Raw genomic sequence first — 17,178 nt, forward strand, 5'->3', positions numbered from 1 at the left:
TATTTATATCCTTTCTTTGAATTCTCGTAATTTTCGACGTTGTTTTTTATCTGGCTTAGTATCGCTTGCCGGGCTAAGTAAAATGCCTTGTTTTCGTGCGAGCGCGTTTTTTTCTCTTGTTTCAATACTGTTAGGCGTTTCTTGATATAAGGTTTGAGCAAATGTGGCATCACGACGGGTATCAGCTAAAGCTATAACGGTGATTTCTTTCTCATCAAAACCTTGACGAATTTTTATTGAATCACCAATTGCTACCGCTTTACCTGATTTAGTCCGTTGGCCATTGTAAAAAACTTTACCACCATCAATCATTTGTTTTGCGATGGCACGGGTTTTATAAAATCGCGCAGCCCACAACCACTTATCTAATCGAGTTGAGGTTAATAAAGTTGAACTATTTTTATTTGTTGTTGCCATAAAACTGTCTATTTAATTTGATAAGAGTAATAGTCACATTTTGGCGAAAAATAACATATTCCCGCATAAACTGCGCACACTTTTTATTTCTTTTGTAAATATTCGTTAAAAACTGCGGTCATTGCTTGTTGGCAGGCTTATGGTCGAGTATTATCGACAACTTGCATTATAAATTACAATTTTTGCAATATTACAGAAGTATTACATAGAAAGTTACTTGACTAACTCTCTTTAATGAAGAACAAAAGAAGTTTAAATAATCAATGGCATTAACAAATAACCTAACATCATTTTCCGCTGCGGTAAAACTACCTCAACAAAAAATTGCACAGGCATTGAGCGTATTGCTGTTAATATATATTGCTTTTATGGTGGCGAAAATAACATGGCTAGTAGCACCTAACTCCAATCAAGTAATGAGCATTAGTGGAACGGGAGGAGGGAAGTCAGTAGCGGGTCAATCAGGTGATAAAAATCATGATTTATCTAAGCTACAAGCACTGAATCTATTTGGAAAATATACGACACAAGAAAAAGAAGTTGTTGTTGAGCAAATTACTAATGCTCCTGAGACGCGATTACAATTAACGTTGTCGGGTTTAGTTGCGAGTGACGATGCTAAAATTGCCGCAGCAATTATTGAAAACAAAGGGAAGCAAGAAACCTACGGTATTGGTGATATTATAAAAGATACACGTGCAAGTCTGGAGCAGGTGCTAATCGATCGCGTTATAATAAAACAATCCGGTCGTGCAGAAACCTTGATGCTTGATGGTGCGGATTATAACCAACCCGCACAAACCGTTTCACATAAACAAGAAAGTACTAAACAACGTGCTACCCAAAATCAGAATAATACAAGTCAACAGTCAACTGGAACGACTACAAATGTTGTGGACCAACGTAGTAATAAGAGCTTAAGCGAGAGTGCTCAGCAATTAAGAATAGATTTAAATAATGATCCGGGCAAAATAACAGATTATTTACGTATTTCTCCGGCACGAAAAGCGGGAGAAATTGTAGGTTACCGTTTATCGCCAGGTAAAAATCCTGATTTTTTCAATTTATCTGGATTGAAATCGGGTGATGTTGCCGTGCAAATGAATGGGTATAATTTACTTGCACCGTTAGAAGCAGCACAAGCAATGTCGGCATTAAAAACTGAACGAGATATTACATTATTAGTTGATCGCAATAGCGACTTAATTCAGATACTGTTCAGCATAGAGTAAACGATTAAATATAACGTAAGTAACTTTTTTCATTAGCATTAGCTTTAATAAAAGCTTTTGGCATAAATAAGCAGCAATAAGGAATTTTTCATGGGCACACCCTTAAACGCCATTGTGGTTAAACCATTACGCCACAAGTTTAAGCAACTTAAGCAATTTGGCTTGGTTTTGACAACTGCATTCGCCTTTAGCGGCATTTTTGCTGTAGGGCAAGCAAGTGCTGCAGAATATTCGCCAAGTTTTAAAGACACGGAAATTGTCGAGTTTGTCACGATTGTTGGCAAAAACTTGAAAAAAACAATGATTGTTGATCCTAACGTACGCGGTAAAATTAACGTGCGTAGTTATGATTTATTATCAGAAGAGCAATATTATCAATTTTTCCTCAATGTATTACAGGTTTACGGTTTTTCAGCGATAGAAAGAGATAATAATATTATCAAAATCATTCGTAATAAAGATGCTAAAACGGCTGCTATTCCGGTTATTGGTGATGATGGAAAAATAATGGGTGACGAAATGGTTACCCGTATTGTTGAAGTGAAAAATGTTACCGTTCGAGAATTAGTGCCATTGCTACGACAGTTATCAGATCAAGCGGGTGGCGGTAATGTTACGAACTATGATCCTGCTAACGTTATTATGCTTACGGGTACAGCCGCCACAGTGAATCGATTAGTGAATATTATTGAACGTGTCGATAGAGTCGGTGATCAAGATATAGAAATCATAAAATTACAGTATGCGTCAGCAGGTGAAATGGTACGAATTATCGAAGCCATGTATAAACCCTCTGGCGGAAAATCAGGCGAACCAACCTTTTTAATTCCCAAAATCGTTGCTGACGATCGCAGTAATAGTGTGATTGTTAGTGGTGAAGTAAAAGCTCGTGAACGCGCAGCAAAATTAGTGAAACGCCTTGACAGTGAATTAGAGTCGAGCGGCAATACTCGAGTCTATTACCTTAAATATTCAAAAGCAGAAGATTTAGTAAAAGTGTTGAACGGAGTGAGTAAAACTATCGCTTCAGAAGATAGCGTCAATAAATCACGTGCCGCGGCTAATTCAAAAACTGATACCAGTATTGAAGCTCATGAATCAACCAATACGTTAGTTATTACAGGTCAGCCTGATATGTTACGTGCGTTAGAATCGGTTATTCGTCAGCTTGATGTGCCTCGCGCGCAAGTGCATATTGAAGCCATTATTGTTGAAGTATATGAGTCAGATGGCGCTCAATTAGGTGTGCAATGGTATAGCGAAGCGGGTGGTTTTACCCAGTTTACTAATGGACCAAAGATCTATCTCATCTGTTGCAGCCGCAGGCAAACTTGCTGAAGGAACAGACGGAGATATAGTTCCGGCCGTCTATTCATCAGAAACCGGTAAAAAGATTTCTGATGAATACAGACTAAACGATACTGAAGGCGATTATACCTTGTTAGCAGAAATACTGGGTTCAGTGAGTGGTGGCATGTTTGGTATTATGAAAAATGATTGGGGTGCGATTATTCAGGCGGTTAGCTCTGATACTAACTCTAATATTTTAGCGACACCGAGCATTACTACTTTAGATAATGAAGAAGCCTCTTTCTTAGTTGGTCAAGAAGTTCCTATTATCACTGGTTCTCAAACGGGTAGTAATAACTCAAACCCGTTCCAAACAGTAGATCGTCAAGAAGTAGGTATTAAACTGTTAGTAACGCCACAAATAAATGAAGGTAACAGTGTACAACTAACTATTGAACAGGAAGTTTCATCAGTGAGTGGTACTACGGGTGTTGATATTTCAATTAACAAACGTGAAATAAAAACCACTGTTATGGTGGAAAGTGGTCAAACCGTTATTTTAGGTGGCTTAATGGATGAAGACGTACAAGAAAGTGTGCAAAAAGTGCCATTATTAGGTGATATTCCTATTATTGGACATTTGTTTAAATCGACATCAAACACCACAAGAAAACGTAATTTAATGGTATTTCTTCGACCTCAGATTATGACTGATTCAAGTGTTATGCATAATTTAGCGAAAGAGAAATACAACTTTATTCGCGCTGATCAGTTACGTAAACAAGAAGAAGGCTTATCTTTGATGCGTGATGAAAAATTACCTATTTTACCGCAGTGGAATGACAAATTGACCTTGCCACCTTCGTTCGATAAGTATCAAGAGTCGATTAAAGACGGTAAATTCAATCAAGAAGATGTAGCAACAGACGAAGTATTGAAACCGCTTGCAGTAGAAGAGAATAAGTAATGTCTGAGGAAGCCATTAAAGACAACAATATCGCAGTTGAACAGGCGGTTGCCCATGATGAAATAGGCGAGCCCCTTGTAGAGCATATAGATGAAAACTTGGACATTGACGCTGATGAAAGCGCTGTAGCTTGGCGTTTACCCTTTGCATTTGCCAAACGCTATAGTGTGTTATTGACTAAAATCGACAACAAGTATGTTTTACATTGTCTAGAAAGCATCCGCATAGAAACGATTGTTGAAGTACGTCGGATAATTAAAGCCCCCTTTAGTTTTGCTATCCAAGATGCCTCATCGTTTGAACTTTTATTAACACAAGTTTATCAACGCGATTCGTCCGAAGCACAGCAAATGATGGAAGATATCGGCAATGAAGTCGATTTGTACTCACTTGCTGATGAAATGACTGAAAGTGAAGATTTATTAGAAAATGAAGATGACGCGCCAATCATTAAATTGATTAACGCTATGCTCAGCGAAGCCATTAAAGAGGGTGCCAGTGATATTCATATTGAAACCTTTGAAAATGCTTTACAGATACGTTTTCGAGTTGATGGTGTATTACGGGAAGTGTTGAAACCTAACCGAAAACTTGCCTCATTACTTGTTTCTCGTATTAAGGTAATGGCTAAACTCGATATTGCTGAAAAACGTATTCCTCAAGATGGTCGTATTTCTTTGCGAATTGGTGGCCGAGCAGTAGATGTGCGTGTGTCAACTATGCCAACAGGGCATGGTGAACGCGTAGTATTACGTTTATTAGATAAAAATGCGGCACGATTAGATTTAGAAGATCTGGGTATGACAGATAAAAATCGCCATATCTTTAGCCGACTTATTGATAAACCGCATGGTATTATTCTTGTTACTGGACCAACAGGATCAGGTAAAAGTACCACTTTATATGCCGGGTTAACTCAAATTGATTCAAAAGAGCGTAATATTCTTACGGTTGAAGATCCCATAGAATTTGCTATTGAAGGCATAGGACAAACACAAGTTAACACAAAAGTTGACATGACCTTTGCACGGGGGTTGCGTGCAATATTACGTCAAGATCCTGATGTGGTTATGGTAGGTGAAATTCGTGATTTAGAAACGGCACAAATTGGTGTGCAGGCGAGTTTAACTGGTCACTTAGTATTATCAACACTACATACTAATACTGCAGCCGGTGCTATTACGCGTATGGAAGATATGGGGGTTGAGCCTTTCTTGTTATCATCAAGTTTGCTCGGCGTACTGGCACAACGATTAGTACGAACTCTGTGTCCTCATTGTCGTGAAAGTCATCTACCAAACGAAGAAGAATGTACTTTACTTAATTTGCCTGCCGATAATCAACAAGTGATTTACCGTGCCAAAGGCTGTAGTGAGTGCAACTTCAAAGGTTACCGTGGTCGTACTGGTATTCATGAGTTATTAGTGGTTGACGACAATGTGCGCGAAATTATTCATAACGGGCATGGCGAGCAAGCAATTGAGAAGTATATCCGCACAAACACCGCTTCTATCCGACGAGATGGTTTTGATAAGGTGATGACAGGACAAACAACACTTGAGGAAGTGTTACGCGTCACAAGAGAAGATTAATGGCAGCATTTGATTACCAAGCAGTAGATCGCAAAGGAAAAACTAAAAAAGGGGTTATTGAAGGCGATACCCCAAGACAAGCTCGCGCGTTATTACGTGATCAGGGCTTAATGCCGACTGAAGTAACGCCAACCATTGCTCGCAATAAATCGAAAGTAGGCGTATCTGGCAAGTTAGATAAGCAAAAAGACAAAGGCAAAGTTTCTGCGGCAGAATTAGCATTAATTACCCGTCAATTGGCTACCTTGGTTGAATCAGGTTTGCCACTTGAAGAAGCTTTAATGGCCGTTTCTGAGCAAGGTGAAAAAAACCGTATTAAAAGTATGCTCATGGGGGTTCGTACCAAGGTTACTGAAGGCTATGGCTTGGCGGAAAGCATGGCGGAATACCCTAAAGTATTTAATCGACTTTATCGTGCCATGGTAGCAGCAGGTGAGAAATCAGGTCATTTAGATAAAGTATTAAATCGCTTAGCTGACTACACCGAACAACGTGAGCAAATGCGTTCACAATTGATTCAAGCCTTAGTCTATCCCATAATTATGACCGTTGTTGCTATTGGCGTTGTTGCGATATTGTTAACCAAAGTAGTACCACAAATTGTTGGCCAGTTTGAACACATGGGCGCCAACTTACCCGGCACAACTAAATTTTTAATTGCTAGCAGTGAATTTTTACAGGCGAATGGTCTTTGGATTGTATTATTCATCGCCATTATTATATTGGCTTTCTCCGAATTATTGAAGAAACCTAAGTTCGAAATGGCATATCATGAGCGAATTATCACACTTCCTGGTATAGGTAAGGTAGCGAAAGGGCTTAATACAGCACGTTTTGCAAGAACGTTGAGTATATTGTCAGCCAGTGCAGTACCGTTATTAGAAAGTATGAAAATATCTGGTGAAGTACTTGATAATTTATACATCAAGCAACAAGTTAAATTAGCAGCCGATAAAGTTCGAGAAGGTTCAAGCTTGCATTTGTCGTTAGAGCAAACAAAATTATTTCCACCAATGATGTTACACATGCTAGCCAGTGGTGAAAAAAGTGGCCAACTTGACCAAATGTTAGGGCGAGCTGCTGATAACCAAGATAAAGAGTTTGAAGCCTTAGTGAACATTTCATTAAAAGCTTTTGAACCAAGACTCATGGTAGTTATGGTCGGTGTTGTGTTATTTATTGTAATGGCAATATTAGAGCCTATTTTGAAATTAAACACCTTTGTTGGTGGGTAAACTGCATAACTATACAGTTAGTACTGTATTTTCAATGGGCTCAAAACAAGTTAAATTTATATTAGACAAATAACTAGGAAAAATGATGGTTAAAAATAGACGCAATAGTATACAGGGTTTCACTTTATTAGAAGTGATGGTAGTTATTGTTATCATCGGTATGATGTTAAGTGTTGTGGTCCCCAATTTAATGGGCAGCCAGGATACTGCTAAACTTCAAAAAGCCGTACAAGATATTACTGCATTAGAAAACTCACTAAGCATGTATAAATTAGATAATTACGATTACCCAAGTACAGAACAGGGGTTAGAGGCGTTAACAACACAAACGGATATCGACCCAGTGCCTCGTCGTTTTCCGGATGGTGGCTATGTAAAACGTCTTCCTAAAGATCCGTGGGGTAATGATTACCTATTATTAAATCCTGGTGAACATGGCAAGATGGACGTGTTTACCGGAGGCCCTGATGGTGAAGTTGGCACAGAAGATGATATTGGTAATTGGAACTTAGGTGACTACCAGTAGTAAAATTTACGTTAGACCGATAATTTAAGCTACTGCGTTTTTGTTGAAGGTTTAATGTTGGCTAAGGTATAAAAACTAAAAGGGTAATTTATTGCCCTTTATTGTTTTTTATCAGCGTAAATTACGACGGACCAAAATAAAACCATGATATGTACTCTATCAATTTTAGATTTGAATCAATGATAAAACCATTTACGCAACGAACAATCACCAACACCAAAGGCTTTACATTACTTGAAGTTTTAATGGTGATCGCGCTTATTGGTCTAATTGTGTCTGTAGTGCAGTTTAATTTTTCGGGCAATAAACCAGAAGAAACACTACAAAAAACCAGCCTATAAATTTGCTACGCTTTTTGAAAGTGCAGCAAATTATGGCTTATTGAATAACATTGAATTAGGTTTGTATATTGATAAAAATACCTATCAGTTTTTAGGTTACGACGGCGTTAAGTGGAGTGAAATAGCGTCGCAAGATTGGTTAACTGCACAAACGTTACCTGAAGGTGTAAAGTTTACGTTAGCTTTAGATGATCTACCCATTGAAGAACCTTTATTGTTTGATTCATCTGTATTTACCAATGAAGATGATGATTTTCTGTCTTTTGATTCAGACGAACAAGACAGCGATTCAGAAAAAGAAAAACAATTAATACCTCAAGTATATATATTGTCAGGAGGCGATATCACGCCATTTAGTTTAACATTTCAGTTTTCAGACCAAGCTTCACTAAATACGGATTTAACCACTTTAGCTTATCGTGTTACCGGCATTTATAGTATTCCGTTAACGATAGAAGGACCCGTGTTAGATGATTAATACTGCAAAATCAAAATCACTCGGTTTTACGTTAATTGAAGTCATGCTTGCGTTAGGTGTGTTTTCTATAGCGGGTGTTGCGTTATTAAGTACCGCGAGCAATAATGCGCGTAATATTGGTCACTTAGAAGACAAAATGTTTGCTAATTGGGTAGCGTCGAATCAATTGGTTGCCGCGAGTATCGCGCCAACGTGGCCTCCCAAAAATAATGCAAAAGGTGAAGTTGAAATGGTCGGCCGGGATTGGTTTTGGACACAAAAAGTACTTAAAACAACTGATAATGATATGCGCGCAATAGTAATGGAAGTACGGTTAAATAAAGATGATGAACTTGCGGTAGGTAGTTTCACCACCTATGTGTCTAAAGCGGAGCAATAATGGCATATACTGGCGTCGCATTATCTCGTTGTTTTACGCACAAGCATGAGAACAAAGGTTTTACCTTATTAGAAGTGCTGATTGCCATTGCGATTTTTTCTCTGATTAGCTTATCGAGCTTCACAATATTTGATTCTGTATTAAAAGGTGACGCGACATCTAAAGAACGCAGCGAAAGGCAAAATGAATTACAACGCGCCTTTTTGATTATTGAACGTGATATTACACAAATTGCACGTCGTACTATCCGTTTTGAAGGTGAGGCGCCGTCAGCGCAGTTTATACAAAGTACTAGTGATACCTTTGGCAGTGAAGATCAAGCGGTTGCTTTTGTAAGGCAGGGATGGACAAATCCTGGCTTATTATTACCGCGCAGTGATATGCAGGCAGTTTCGTACCGGTTATTTGAAGGAACCCTGCAACGGTTGCACGCTAATTTTGTTGATTCAGTGGTAGGTGAAGAGCCGAAAATAAGACCATTAATTAGTGACGTCACAGCAGTATCATTTGAATATTATGATGGCGATAAATGGCAAAAGTCATGGTCAAATAATACGTTACCTTTAGCAATGGCTATCGAGGTTGATACAAAAGATTATGGCGTTATCCGTCGGCAGTTTTTAGTGCCTGGCGACGGTCAAAGTAAACAAACACAATTATCAGGTAGTAACTAGTGATACGCAACCAAGCTCGATTTAATATGCAAACTGGTGTTGCACTGATAACCGTTATGCTCATAGTTGCGTTATGTGCAGTAATTGCGAGCCAAATGACTGCCCGTTTACAAGTGCAAATGCAGCGTAGTGCGAATGTGGCGTTTAATCAACAAGCCTACTGGTATGCTATGGGGGCAGAGGCGTTTACAAAAAGAGTATTAATTACAGCGTTTCAAGGTGATGAAAAGGTAACGAATTTAGGACAAATTTGGGCACAAGGTGAAACCACCTATCCTGTTGATTTTGGTGAAATAACAGGCGAAATATCAGATTTGCAAAGTTGTCTAAATCTAAATGCACTACGAGCGCCGTTAAATAATACAAATTCAGGCAGTAACGATACAAATAACACAAATAACGCAAGCCGAGCACAAAACGCAAATAAAGTGCCAAAGACGTTTGGCATTTGAAGCACTATTGATAAATTTGGAAATTGACGATGTAAGCCAGTTTGAAGCTGAATCAATGGCTGACGCACTGACAGATTGGCTTGACTCAAACAGTAGCATAAGTAGTGCCGGTGGTGCAGAAGATAATGACTATGCGTCAAGGGAGTTTCCATACCTTGCTGCGAATAACTTTTTAGCGAGTGTCAATGAATTGAGAGTTATAGAGCACTTTACACCGAAGATTATTGAAAAAATAAAACCCTATGTTTGCGTTATTCCTGCAAGTGATATGCACAAAGTTAACATTAATACACTCAATAGTGAACATGTTGAACTGTTGCAAGCCTTACTTGATGTAACGATAGATGAAGCGCAAGATATATTAAGCGCAAGAGGTGAAAAGGGATTTGCTTCTATTGATGAGTTTTACAACCTACCTGAAGTTGTAAAACTCAAAAATTTTAATGATAAAAAAGATCAGTTTGTAGTTGATAGCGAATACTTTACACTTAAAACGAGTGCGAGTTTTAATGATAGCTATTTTGCCATGAACTCCGTGATGAAAGTAACTAATAACAAATATATTGATGTGATAAGTCGCACCGTAGGACGCAATTAATGGCCGAAATTTTATACATACGCCTAGGTAGCCAAGCAAAAGATGAAATATCTTGGTTGATAATTAATACCACAGAACAAGAGATTATTGCCAGTGGTGAATTATCGAACGCAGAACAGTTAAGTGAGTTAACTGATAAAGCGCAGCAACGTGTAGTTAGGGTATTTGTACCAGGCTGTGACGTGTTGTTAAAGCGTTTAGTTGTGCCAACTAAATCGCAACGCGCTATGCGCTCAGCTGTACCTTATATGCTTGAAGATGAGTTGGCACAAGATGTTGACGAATTATTCTTTGCTTATGCTAATTTGGCAAACAACAAGAGTGAACACAATTGTTTTGTGGCTATTACAGAGCGTGCTCAAATGTTGCAATGGCAGTCGTGGTTAACTGATGCCAATATTGAAACGAAAAGCATGCAACCTGATGTTTTGGCTATGCCCTATGTTGAGGGGCAATATAGTGCTATAGCACTTCATTGTGTTAATTCAACGTCAGAGAAAGCAGTCAGAAGTACACAAATTGTGATTCGCCAAGATGAATGGCAAGGCTATACATTAGACAATGATGCCTGGCAGTTTTTGTTGAATAGCCTTATTTTCTCAGGACAAAAGGAAGACGAGTCGGCAGAAGGAAGTACCACCACAATCAATGCCTATTCCAACTTACCTTTTGTTGATGATATTGCAAACGAAAATGGCATAACGGTTGTTAATGCAGAAGAAGAATTGCCTTTAGCATTATTTGCACAGCATAGCCAAAGTAGTAGCTTCAACTTATTACAAGGTGAGTTTAAGATAAAAGAGCGTCGCTCAAAAAATCTCAGCAATTGGCTTTGGGCTGCCGGTTTTGCTGTCTGCGCGTTATTATTTAATGTTGGCTATAAAAGTGCCCAATTATGGCAGCTTTCAGCCCAAATAAGCGATGTAGAAACACACATTATTACCCGTTATAAAAAAGTTTTTCCCAGTGCCAAAAAGGTACCTATTGGTATTGTTAAGTCGCAACTTAAAAGAAAATTAGCGCAAGTTGGCGGAACAAACGATCAAACTGGCTTTTTAACCATGTTGTCTCAAGTACAACCTGCTTTTGCGAAAGTTCCAAAGATTAAAACCTGAGTCGTTAAAATTTGATGGTAAACGTCAAGAACTTCGACTGCAAGCAATCGCCGATGACTACCAACATTTTGAGCGTTTTAAAAGTGCGCTTGTTGCTGAGAATTTAACGGTGCAACAAGGCGCACAAAATAATCAGGGTGATCAGGTAACAGGGTCATTTAGTATTGTTAGCAAAACAAGTAGTAAGGAAGGTTCATAATGAACGTATCTTCAGTGAAAGCATGGTGGCATGGGCTTGCCATACGTGAGCAACGACTCGTGCTTGCCATGGGTTCAGCAGTGGCAATATTTTTACTTTATAGTTTAGTATGGCAACCGCTAAATGAGAATTTAGCTGCAGCTAAAAAAATCTTGTGAACCGCCAAGCATTACTTACCTGGGTGGATGAAAATACCGCTCGCTATCAAAGTGCACAATTGTCTAGCGGTAAAAATCCAACAACGGGTAGTTTATCAAGTATCGTTAATCGCACGGCTAATCAGCAACAATTAACCATTACTCGTATGCAACCCCAAGGGGAGCTATTGCAAGTTTGGCTTGATAGTGTGCCTTTTACGCAGCTGCTTTTTTGGCTAGAGCACCTCGCAAATAAAGAAGGTTTGCAAGTGCAAGCAATTGATCTCACTAAAGGTGATCTTCAGGGTGAAGTTCGCGTTCGTCGTTTACAGTTAGCAAAACAGTAATTCTTCTAATCAACGTGTTAAGCAGAGATAATCAATGAAAAACAAATTCGCCATGGGTGGTATTTTTTTAATCGCCTATTTGGTTTTTTTAATCGCCACATTACCAACAACATTCGTGTTAAATCAAGTTTCATTGCCCAACAATATTAAAAACTCGATTCAATATTCAGGCGTTAGCGGAAGCATTTGGCAAACAAACATTGCGCAAATGGCAATTAATGGTACACGTATTGAAAAAGTACATGCTGACTTAAGTTTTTGGTCGTTATTTAGTTTAGCACCCAAAATAGCCATTACGTTTGGCGATTCTTTTTCTGCCGGTCCAGAAGGCAAAGTTGAATTAGTGCTTTCGCAAGAAAAAGCCAAAGATAAAAGATCTTAGCTTGTTTATAAAAGCAAATGAAGTGGCACAACAGTTAACATTGCCGTTGCCTGTAACAGCACAGGGCGATGTGCAACTAACCGTGGTAAATGCTGATATTGATTTAAAAAATAATAATCAATGTATTTCTGTTAAAGGTGATATCAATTGGTCAAAAGCGGGTGTAGAGGCCTTTGACAAGAATATAAAGCTTGATCAACTAAATGCCGAGATAGGTTGTGAAAATGGTGCATTGACAGTCAATATTTCACCAAATAATGACTTGGGTTTAACATTTACTGCCTATGTACGTCAGGGCGGTAAGGTGTCAGGCAATGGCTTTTTAAAACCAGGAGCCAAATTTCCGGCAGAACTGAACGACGCCTTACCGTTTTTAGGTAAAAAAGACAGCCAAGGGCGTTATCGTTTGGGTTTTTAGACTTAATTTTTCAGAACTTATTTCAGATATTCGCGCTTAGCAGTATGCGCGAATAAGTTTCACTTAATAGATTTCTACCTATTTATTCTGACTTGCATACCGCCCATTTTCATAAGCTAAACTGCCCCACAAAACATGTGCTAAGGCGATTTCAGCGAGTTTAGTATCAAGCTTCACAGGGGTGAGTTTTTTATTTTTAAAATCGTAGGTAAAGTTTACTGCTGCCTTTTGTGGTTGCAATATCGTTACATCATTGCCCTTAATATAAGCGAAATTGTCGGCGTACTGCATCATTGCACGGCCTGGTACTGTAAAATCGTTAAGATCATGACCAAGCATTGGCGAGTGGTTAGTGATACCCATTAAAGATAATAGGGTTGGCGCTAAATCAATTTGGTCGGGTCACTCTCTCATCCAGTAAAGGGGAGTTTCCTGAATTAATTATAACCGCGGGAATATGGAAATTTTTTATTGGTACTAAATCACTGCCCATTGCTCTGGCATCGTGATCAGCAACAACTAAAAAGATGGTGTCTTGCCAATAAGGTTGCTGTTTTGCTTTCTTGATGAATTTTCCTAAGGCATGGTCAGCATATTGAATTGCTTTATGACGCCTTTGTTCTTTATCATCATAGTAGGTTAGCTGTTCATTTGAATAAGTTATCGGCGTAACCACATTCTCTGGAATTTCAAAAGGGTCATGATTGCTTGACGAAAATATTAAACTAAAAAAGGGTTTATTGCTCTGATGAAGCTTTGATAATTCAATGTCAGCTTGATGAAATAAATCATCATCACATGCTCCCCATGACGCAATAAATTGAGGATCTTTAATATCTTTAAAATCAACAATATCAGTAAAACCATTACCTAAGAAAAAACTTTTCATGTTATCAAAATGGCTTTCACCACCATAAATAAATTGTGTTGAATAGTTATTTTGTTTCAGCAAACTTGCGATGGTAAAAAAACCATGTTGTGATTTATCAAGTTTTACAACAGACCGGGTGGCGTCGGTGTAAAACCAGTAATTACAGCTTCAATTCCTCTTACCGAGCGTGTACCTGTGGCATACATGTGTTTAAAAGCCCAGCCCTCACTATTTAATTTATCAAGCTCAGGCGTTAGTGGAAGCCCCCTAGTGATGAAACAAATTGTGCGCCCAAACTTTCTTCTAAAATAATGACTAAGTTTTTAGGTTTTCCTTGATAAATGGGCAACCGAGTCGTTACCGAAGGTAAGTCTTTATTGGTGAATGATTGTGTATTTATGTTGGCATTTTCTTGGATAAGACTAATAACTTTGTTGGTTGGCATTTTTCCATACAATTTCGCGGCATTTTTCTCATTACCAAATTGCTTATACGCGTGTGCGACACTATAGATAGAGTTTAGGGTTAATGAATTGATGAGTGGATCAGTAGAAAAATAGACAAATGAAGGATTAATCGGTCTGTGCCCAACAGTACCTCTTGCACAAAGAAAAAGTACAACCAATAAAAGGATAGATGCCAATGATGAAGATAATGGTGACCGTGCGTAATTAACTTTGCTTAAGGGCACAATTTTATCCACAATGCGCCAACCCAAATAGCTTGCCATAATGAGCAGTGAAAATACTGCTACGAGCGTTAATAAGTGCCCATTGACCAACATTTTTATTACTTCACTTGGGTAGGCCAAATATTCAATGAATAATCTATTTGGTCTAAACCCATATTCCTTAATAAAAGGCGTGGCTAGCTCAAAAAACAGAACACAGATAAAACTAATAAAAAATACCCACCTTAAGCATTTAAGCCAAAATGCCCTATGTCTAGAAAGCATAAACCAAGGGTGAAATAGTGCAGGTAAAATAAGTAAGTATCCGAGTGTACTTAAATCAATTCTAAGTCCATTAATGATTAGTGTTGCGATGGCGCTTAAATCAGTGAAACGCTCACCTTGCCATAGTACTAATCCTGCTCTTGATAGTAAAAGCATGGAAAGGAGTAACAGCGAGAAAAGTAAGAAGGGACGTAGTAAATTAAGTACAGAAGTAAGCATCGTTTTTCATATCACTAATAAAACACGATGCTTACTTTAAGGTTCCAAGCTTAAGAAATGCTTAAGTTAAACTGAAATAAAACCAACAGGCTGATTTAAAAAAGAATAATAATCCAAATGCTACTAGCAATAATAAGACTGATTAACACGGCGGCAGAGCCTAAATCTTTAGCCAGTCCAGACAACGGATGTATCTCTAGACCGATTCGGTCAACAACGGCTTCAATAGCTGTATTGATTATTTCGGTAAAAATGACAAAGATGATGGCAAGTAACAAAATAACTTGCTCTTTAATACTAATGTTAAATAAAAATGTTAATGGAATTGCTACTAATAACAGTATCACTTCTTGCCGAAAGGCCGACTCATTCTTATATAACCATAAAAATGCGCGTGAAGAATTTAATGTGGCTAAATAAACTCTTTTAATACCTTTGGGTTTGTTTTCATGGTCAAACACTATAATTTTGCCTCTTTTTGTGACGATGTATCTACTGTAGTACGTGCAATAGCACTTTGCGATTTACAATGAATGAAGGGGTCATTGTCACTAGTATATACCTTTGTTCTTACGGACATAACACTTAACATGGCATCGAAAACATTGTCGTGCGTGAGTGGTGAATCGGAGATGGTATTTAAACAATTAAGACTCAAATCTGTTTGTTGTGCATCAGACCAGTAAATCATGGGAACATGAGTTTGCTCTTTTGGGGCAAAAGCGTAAGGTAATCCATGTAAATACGCACCACTTTCACCGAGTGATTCTCCATGATCAGAAATATAAAGTAATGATGTTTCTATGTTTTCTTTATCTGCCAATCGATCTAACTGATTGATGATCTTTGATAAGACAAAGTCAGTGTAGGCAATAGTATTGTCGTAGCTATTAACAAGCTGTTCTTCAGTACAATTTTGAATATCACTTCGGCAATCTGGCGTGAAAAGTATGTGATCACTAGGGTATCGTTTGAAATAGGTAGGCCCGTGAGATCCAATCATGTGCAGCACAATCAAGGTGTTCTCACTTGATAATTGATTTAATTTAATACTCAATGGTGATAGCAGAGCTTCATCGAAGCAATACTCACCATCACATAACGGATTGGTTTTATTCGGCGCTATCTTTTCTGTTTTTACGCGACTGCAAACGCCTTTGCAGCTCCCGTTATTGTTACTAATCCAGAGTACATCAGCACCGGCTAAATGAATTAGGTCAACGACATTTTGTTGCGCTGTGGCGGTACGTTTATCGTAATGTTGTTTATCTAAACGTGAAAACATACAAGGTACTGAAACAGCGGTTGCAGTACCACAGGAACTCATTTGTGAGAAAGATACTACGCCCAGTTTTTCTGTAAATTGGTTGGTAGGTTTTTCATAACCATTAAGCGAGAAGTTCTGGGCACGTGCCGTTTCGCCTAATACCATCACAGTGACGTGTTTTTTCGTACTCTCCCGCTCAATGGAGGGTGCAGTGTCGAGTATTTTAAATTCTAACGGTGAATAAAAATATTGTTTTTTAACAAATTTTGCCGAAGCGTCAACCATTTTATAGGGGGTGATATAGTTAATAAGTTGCTTATTATTTCTACCGACAGAGGCATAATTTGAATAAAAAAAGATAGCAATTAAAAGTACCGTACTAATACATACACCAAATAATTTTATTCGACTCCATACTTCTTGATAGAAAGGTTTGTAATTTATACGTACCAAATAAATCAATAAAGCGGGGATGACACCTGTAATAAAAATAAATGAAATCGCGTACAGGTTTACATAAGACATCAATTCAGCAGAATCTGTTTCTATGGTGTTTTGAACCATGGTGTAATCAAAAATAGTACCGTAATTAAGGGTGCTATAAAAGATTAAAGATGAACTAAGTATCGTTAGTATTAACAGGGGTTTTATTATTAACTTAAACGCTAAAACCCCTTGTATAATTATACTCAATGACAGTAAAAAAATAGGTAACGAGAGTAGAAACAATACATTGTAGTCTTGCAATGCTGTAACAGCAGTCACAGCTTTATTTAAAAAGGGGCCATTTAAAACAAATACAATATAACTACAGGTAAGTAGTAATAATTGGTTTGTAGTTAAAGAACGGTGTTTAAAATATAAAATAAATGCTTTCACTATATTAACCTTCTACATTTACCTGACGAGTAGTAAGCTTGCAATTAGCCCTGATCATCAAGGAGTGGAATAACGACTACGAAGATATAGTAAAGAAGAAAGCTTAAGTTAAGCTTAGGAGAAACTGATAATCACCTAAAATTAAACTGAGGGTGATGTAAGTGTTCGGTTTACTTAAATTTTTGCTTCACTTAATAAAATTGATATA

Annotated in this window: 17 protein-coding genes and 3 pseudogenes; 16 read left to right on the forward strand and 4 right to left on the reverse strand. The window is 38.0% G+C overall.

Annotation, left to right across the window (positions count from 1 at the left end; all coding sequences use genetic code 11):
• Nucleotides 1-3 precede the first annotated feature (3 nt).
• On the reverse strand, nt 4-417 hold the full coding sequence (gene hslR / locus L3081_RS03580) for a ribosome-associated heat shock protein Hsp15 (RefSeq protein WP_242283560.1): 414 nt from the start codon (nt 415-417) through the stop codon (nt 4-6).
• A gap of 263 nt (nt 418-680) precedes the next feature.
• Here hslR and gspC point away from each other — a divergent pair, with 263 nt between their 5' ends.
• From gspC to gspN (L3081_RS03645), 16 genes and pseudogenes are all read left to right on the forward strand, one after another.
• Nucleotides 681-1,649 (forward strand): type II secretion system protein GspC, encoded by a 969-nt coding sequence (gspC, locus tag L3081_RS03585; protein ID WP_242283562.1) that lies wholly within the window; start codon nt 681-683, stop codon nt 1,647-1,649.
• Nucleotides 1,650-1,739: 90 nt separating this feature from the next.
• Nucleotides 1,740-3,906, forward strand: a pseudogene (gspD, locus tag L3081_RS03590) (type II secretion system secretin GspD).
• Nucleotides 3,906-5,498, forward strand: a complete 1,593-nt coding sequence (gene gspE / locus L3081_RS03595) for a type II secretion system ATPase GspE (RefSeq protein ID WP_274620307.1) — start codon at nt 3,906-3,908, stop codon at nt 5,496-5,498. The pseudogene gspD and the gene gspE overlap by 1 nt, the downstream one beginning before the upstream one ends.
• A complete protein-coding gene (gene gspF / locus L3081_RS03600; RefSeq protein WP_242283564.1) occupies nt 5,498-6,733 on the forward strand; it encodes a type II secretion system inner membrane protein GspF in 1,236 nt (411 codons plus the stop codon). Before gspE ends, gspF begins: the two co-directional genes overlap by 1 nt.
• An 85-nt stretch (nt 6,734-6,818) precedes the next feature.
• The gene (gene gspG / locus L3081_RS03605) at nt 6,819-7,259 is read left to right on the forward strand and encodes a type II secretion system major pseudopilin GspG (RefSeq protein WP_242283566.1); all 441 of its coding nucleotides are present in this window, start codon (nt 6,819-6,821) and stop codon (nt 7,257-7,259) included.
• A 179-nt stretch (nt 7,260-7,438) separates the two neighbouring features.
• Nucleotides 7,439-7,600 (forward strand): type II secretion system protein, encoded by a 162-nt coding sequence (locus tag L3081_RS03610; protein WP_242283568.1) that lies wholly within the window; start codon nt 7,439-7,441, stop codon nt 7,598-7,600.
• 40 nt (nt 7,601-7,640) lie between these two features.
• On the forward strand, nt 7,641-8,078 hold the full coding sequence (locus L3081_RS03615; protein ID WP_242283569.1) for a hypothetical protein: 438 nt from the start codon (nt 7,641-7,643) through the stop codon (nt 8,076-8,078).
• Complete coding sequence (gene gspI, locus L3081_RS03620; protein ID WP_242283577.1) at nt 8,071-8,457, forward strand: type II secretion system minor pseudopilin GspI; 387 nt, start codon at nt 8,071-8,073, stop codon at nt 8,455-8,457. The genes L3081_RS03615 and gspI overlap by 8 nt, the downstream gene beginning before the upstream one ends.
• A complete protein-coding gene (gene gspJ / locus L3081_RS03625; protein WP_242283579.1) occupies nt 8,457-9,131 on the forward strand; it encodes a type II secretion system minor pseudopilin GspJ in 675 nt (224 codons plus the stop codon). Before gspI ends, gspJ begins: the two co-directional genes overlap by 1 nt.
• Nucleotides 9,131-9,583, forward strand: a complete 453-nt coding sequence (gspK, locus tag L3081_RS26315; RefSeq protein ID WP_338027093.1) for a type II secretion system minor pseudopilin GspK — start codon at nt 9,131-9,133, stop codon at nt 9,581-9,583. The genes gspJ and gspK (L3081_RS26315) overlap by 1 nt, the downstream gene beginning before the upstream one ends.
• Complete coding sequence (gene gspK, locus L3081_RS26320) at nt 9,573-10,181, forward strand: type II secretion system minor pseudopilin GspK (protein WP_274620308.1); 609 nt, start codon at nt 9,573-9,575, stop codon at nt 10,179-10,181. The genes gspK (L3081_RS26315) and gspK (L3081_RS26320) overlap by 11 nt, the downstream gene beginning before the upstream one ends.
• Nucleotides 10,181-11,296: a type II secretion system protein GspL gene (gspL, locus tag L3081_RS03635; RefSeq protein WP_274620309.1), complete on the forward strand. Its 1,116-nt coding sequence runs from the start codon at nt 10,181-10,183 to the stop codon at nt 11,294-11,296. Before gspK (L3081_RS26320) ends, gspL begins: the two co-directional genes overlap by 1 nt.
• Nucleotides 11,268-11,495: a GspL/Epsl periplasmic domain-containing protein gene (locus L3081_RS26325; protein ID WP_274620310.1), complete on the forward strand. Its 228-nt coding sequence runs from the start codon at nt 11,268-11,270 to the stop codon at nt 11,493-11,495. The genes gspL and L3081_RS26325 overlap by 29 nt, the downstream gene beginning before the upstream one ends.
• Nucleotides 11,496-11,563: 68 nt before the next feature.
• A pseudogene (gspM, locus tag L3081_RS03640) lies at nt 11,564-11,979 on the forward strand (type II secretion system protein GspM).
• Between the two features lie 34 nt (nt 11,980-12,013).
• The gene (gene gspN / locus L3081_RS26335; RefSeq protein ID WP_274620312.1) at nt 12,014-12,361 is read left to right on the forward strand and encodes a type II secretion system protein N; all 348 of its coding nucleotides are present in this window, start codon (nt 12,014-12,016) and stop codon (nt 12,359-12,361) included.
• A 1-nt stretch (nt 12,362) separates the two neighbouring features.
• Nucleotides 12,363-12,779: a type II secretion system protein N gene (gene gspN, locus L3081_RS03645; protein ID WP_274620313.1), complete on the forward strand. Its 417-nt coding sequence runs from the start codon at nt 12,363-12,365 to the stop codon at nt 12,777-12,779.
• Nucleotides 12,780-12,857: 78 nt separating this feature from the next.
• Here the strand turns inward: gspN (L3081_RS03645) and L3081_RS03650 are convergent.
• The 3 genes and pseudogenes from L3081_RS03650 to L3081_RS03660 all read right to left on the reverse strand — a co-directional run bounded on the left by L3081_RS03650 (nt 12,858) and on the right by L3081_RS03660 (nt 16,970).
• A pseudogene (locus L3081_RS03650) lies at nt 12,858-14,824 on the reverse strand (LTA synthase family protein).
• A gap of 95 nt (nt 14,825-14,919) precedes the next feature.
• The gene (locus L3081_RS03655) at nt 14,920-15,285 is read right to left on the reverse strand and encodes a diacylglycerol kinase (protein WP_242283582.1); all 366 of its coding nucleotides are present in this window, start codon (nt 15,283-15,285) and stop codon (nt 14,920-14,922) included.
• Nucleotides 15,285-16,970 carry a phosphoethanolamine transferase gene (locus L3081_RS03660; RefSeq protein WP_242283584.1) on the reverse strand — a complete coding sequence of 562 codons (1,686 nt, stop codon included), beginning with the start codon at nt 16,968-16,970 and terminating at the stop codon, nt 15,285-15,287. Before L3081_RS03660 ends, L3081_RS03655 begins: the two co-directional genes overlap by 1 nt.
• Between the last annotated feature and the right edge of the window lie 208 nt (nt 16,971-17,178).

This window comes from Colwellia maritima (assembly GCF_022669015.1).
Classification (GTDB): domain Bacteria; phylum Pseudomonadota; class Gammaproteobacteria; order Enterobacterales; family Alteromonadaceae; genus Colwellia; species Colwellia maritima.

Coding starts and splice junctions, on each gene's coding strand:
- hslR (WP_242283560.1), bottom strand. CDS start 417: ATGGCAACAACAAATAAAAATAGTTCAACTTTATTAACCTCAACTCGA.
- gspC (WP_242283562.1), top strand. CDS start 681: ATGGCATTAACAAATAACCTAACATCATTTTCCGCTGCGGTAAAACTA.
- gspE (WP_274620307.1), top strand. CDS start 3,906: ATGTCTGAGGAAGCCATTAAAGACAACAATATCGCAGTTGAACAGGCG.
- gspF (WP_242283564.1), top strand. CDS start 5,498: ATGGCAGCATTTGATTACCAAGCAGTAGATCGCAAAGGAAAAACTAAA.
- gspG (WP_242283566.1), top strand. CDS start 6,819: ATGGTTAAAAATAGACGCAATAGTATACAGGGTTTCACTTTATTAGAA.
- L3081_RS03610 (WP_242283568.1), top strand. CDS start 7,439: ATGATAAAACCATTTACGCAACGAACAATCACCAACACCAAAGGCTTT.
- gspI (WP_242283577.1), top strand. CDS start 8,071: ATGATTAATACTGCAAAATCAAAATCACTCGGTTTTACGTTAATTGAA.
- gspJ (WP_242283579.1), top strand. CDS start 8,457: ATGGCATATACTGGCGTCGCATTATCTCGTTGTTTTACGCACAAGCAT.
- gspL (WP_274620309.1), top strand. CDS start 10,181: ATGGCCGAAATTTTATACATACGCCTAGGTAGCCAAGCAAAAGATGAA.
- gspN (WP_274620312.1), top strand. CDS start 12,014: ATGAAAAACAAATTCGCCATGGGTGGTATTTTTTTAATCGCCTATTTG.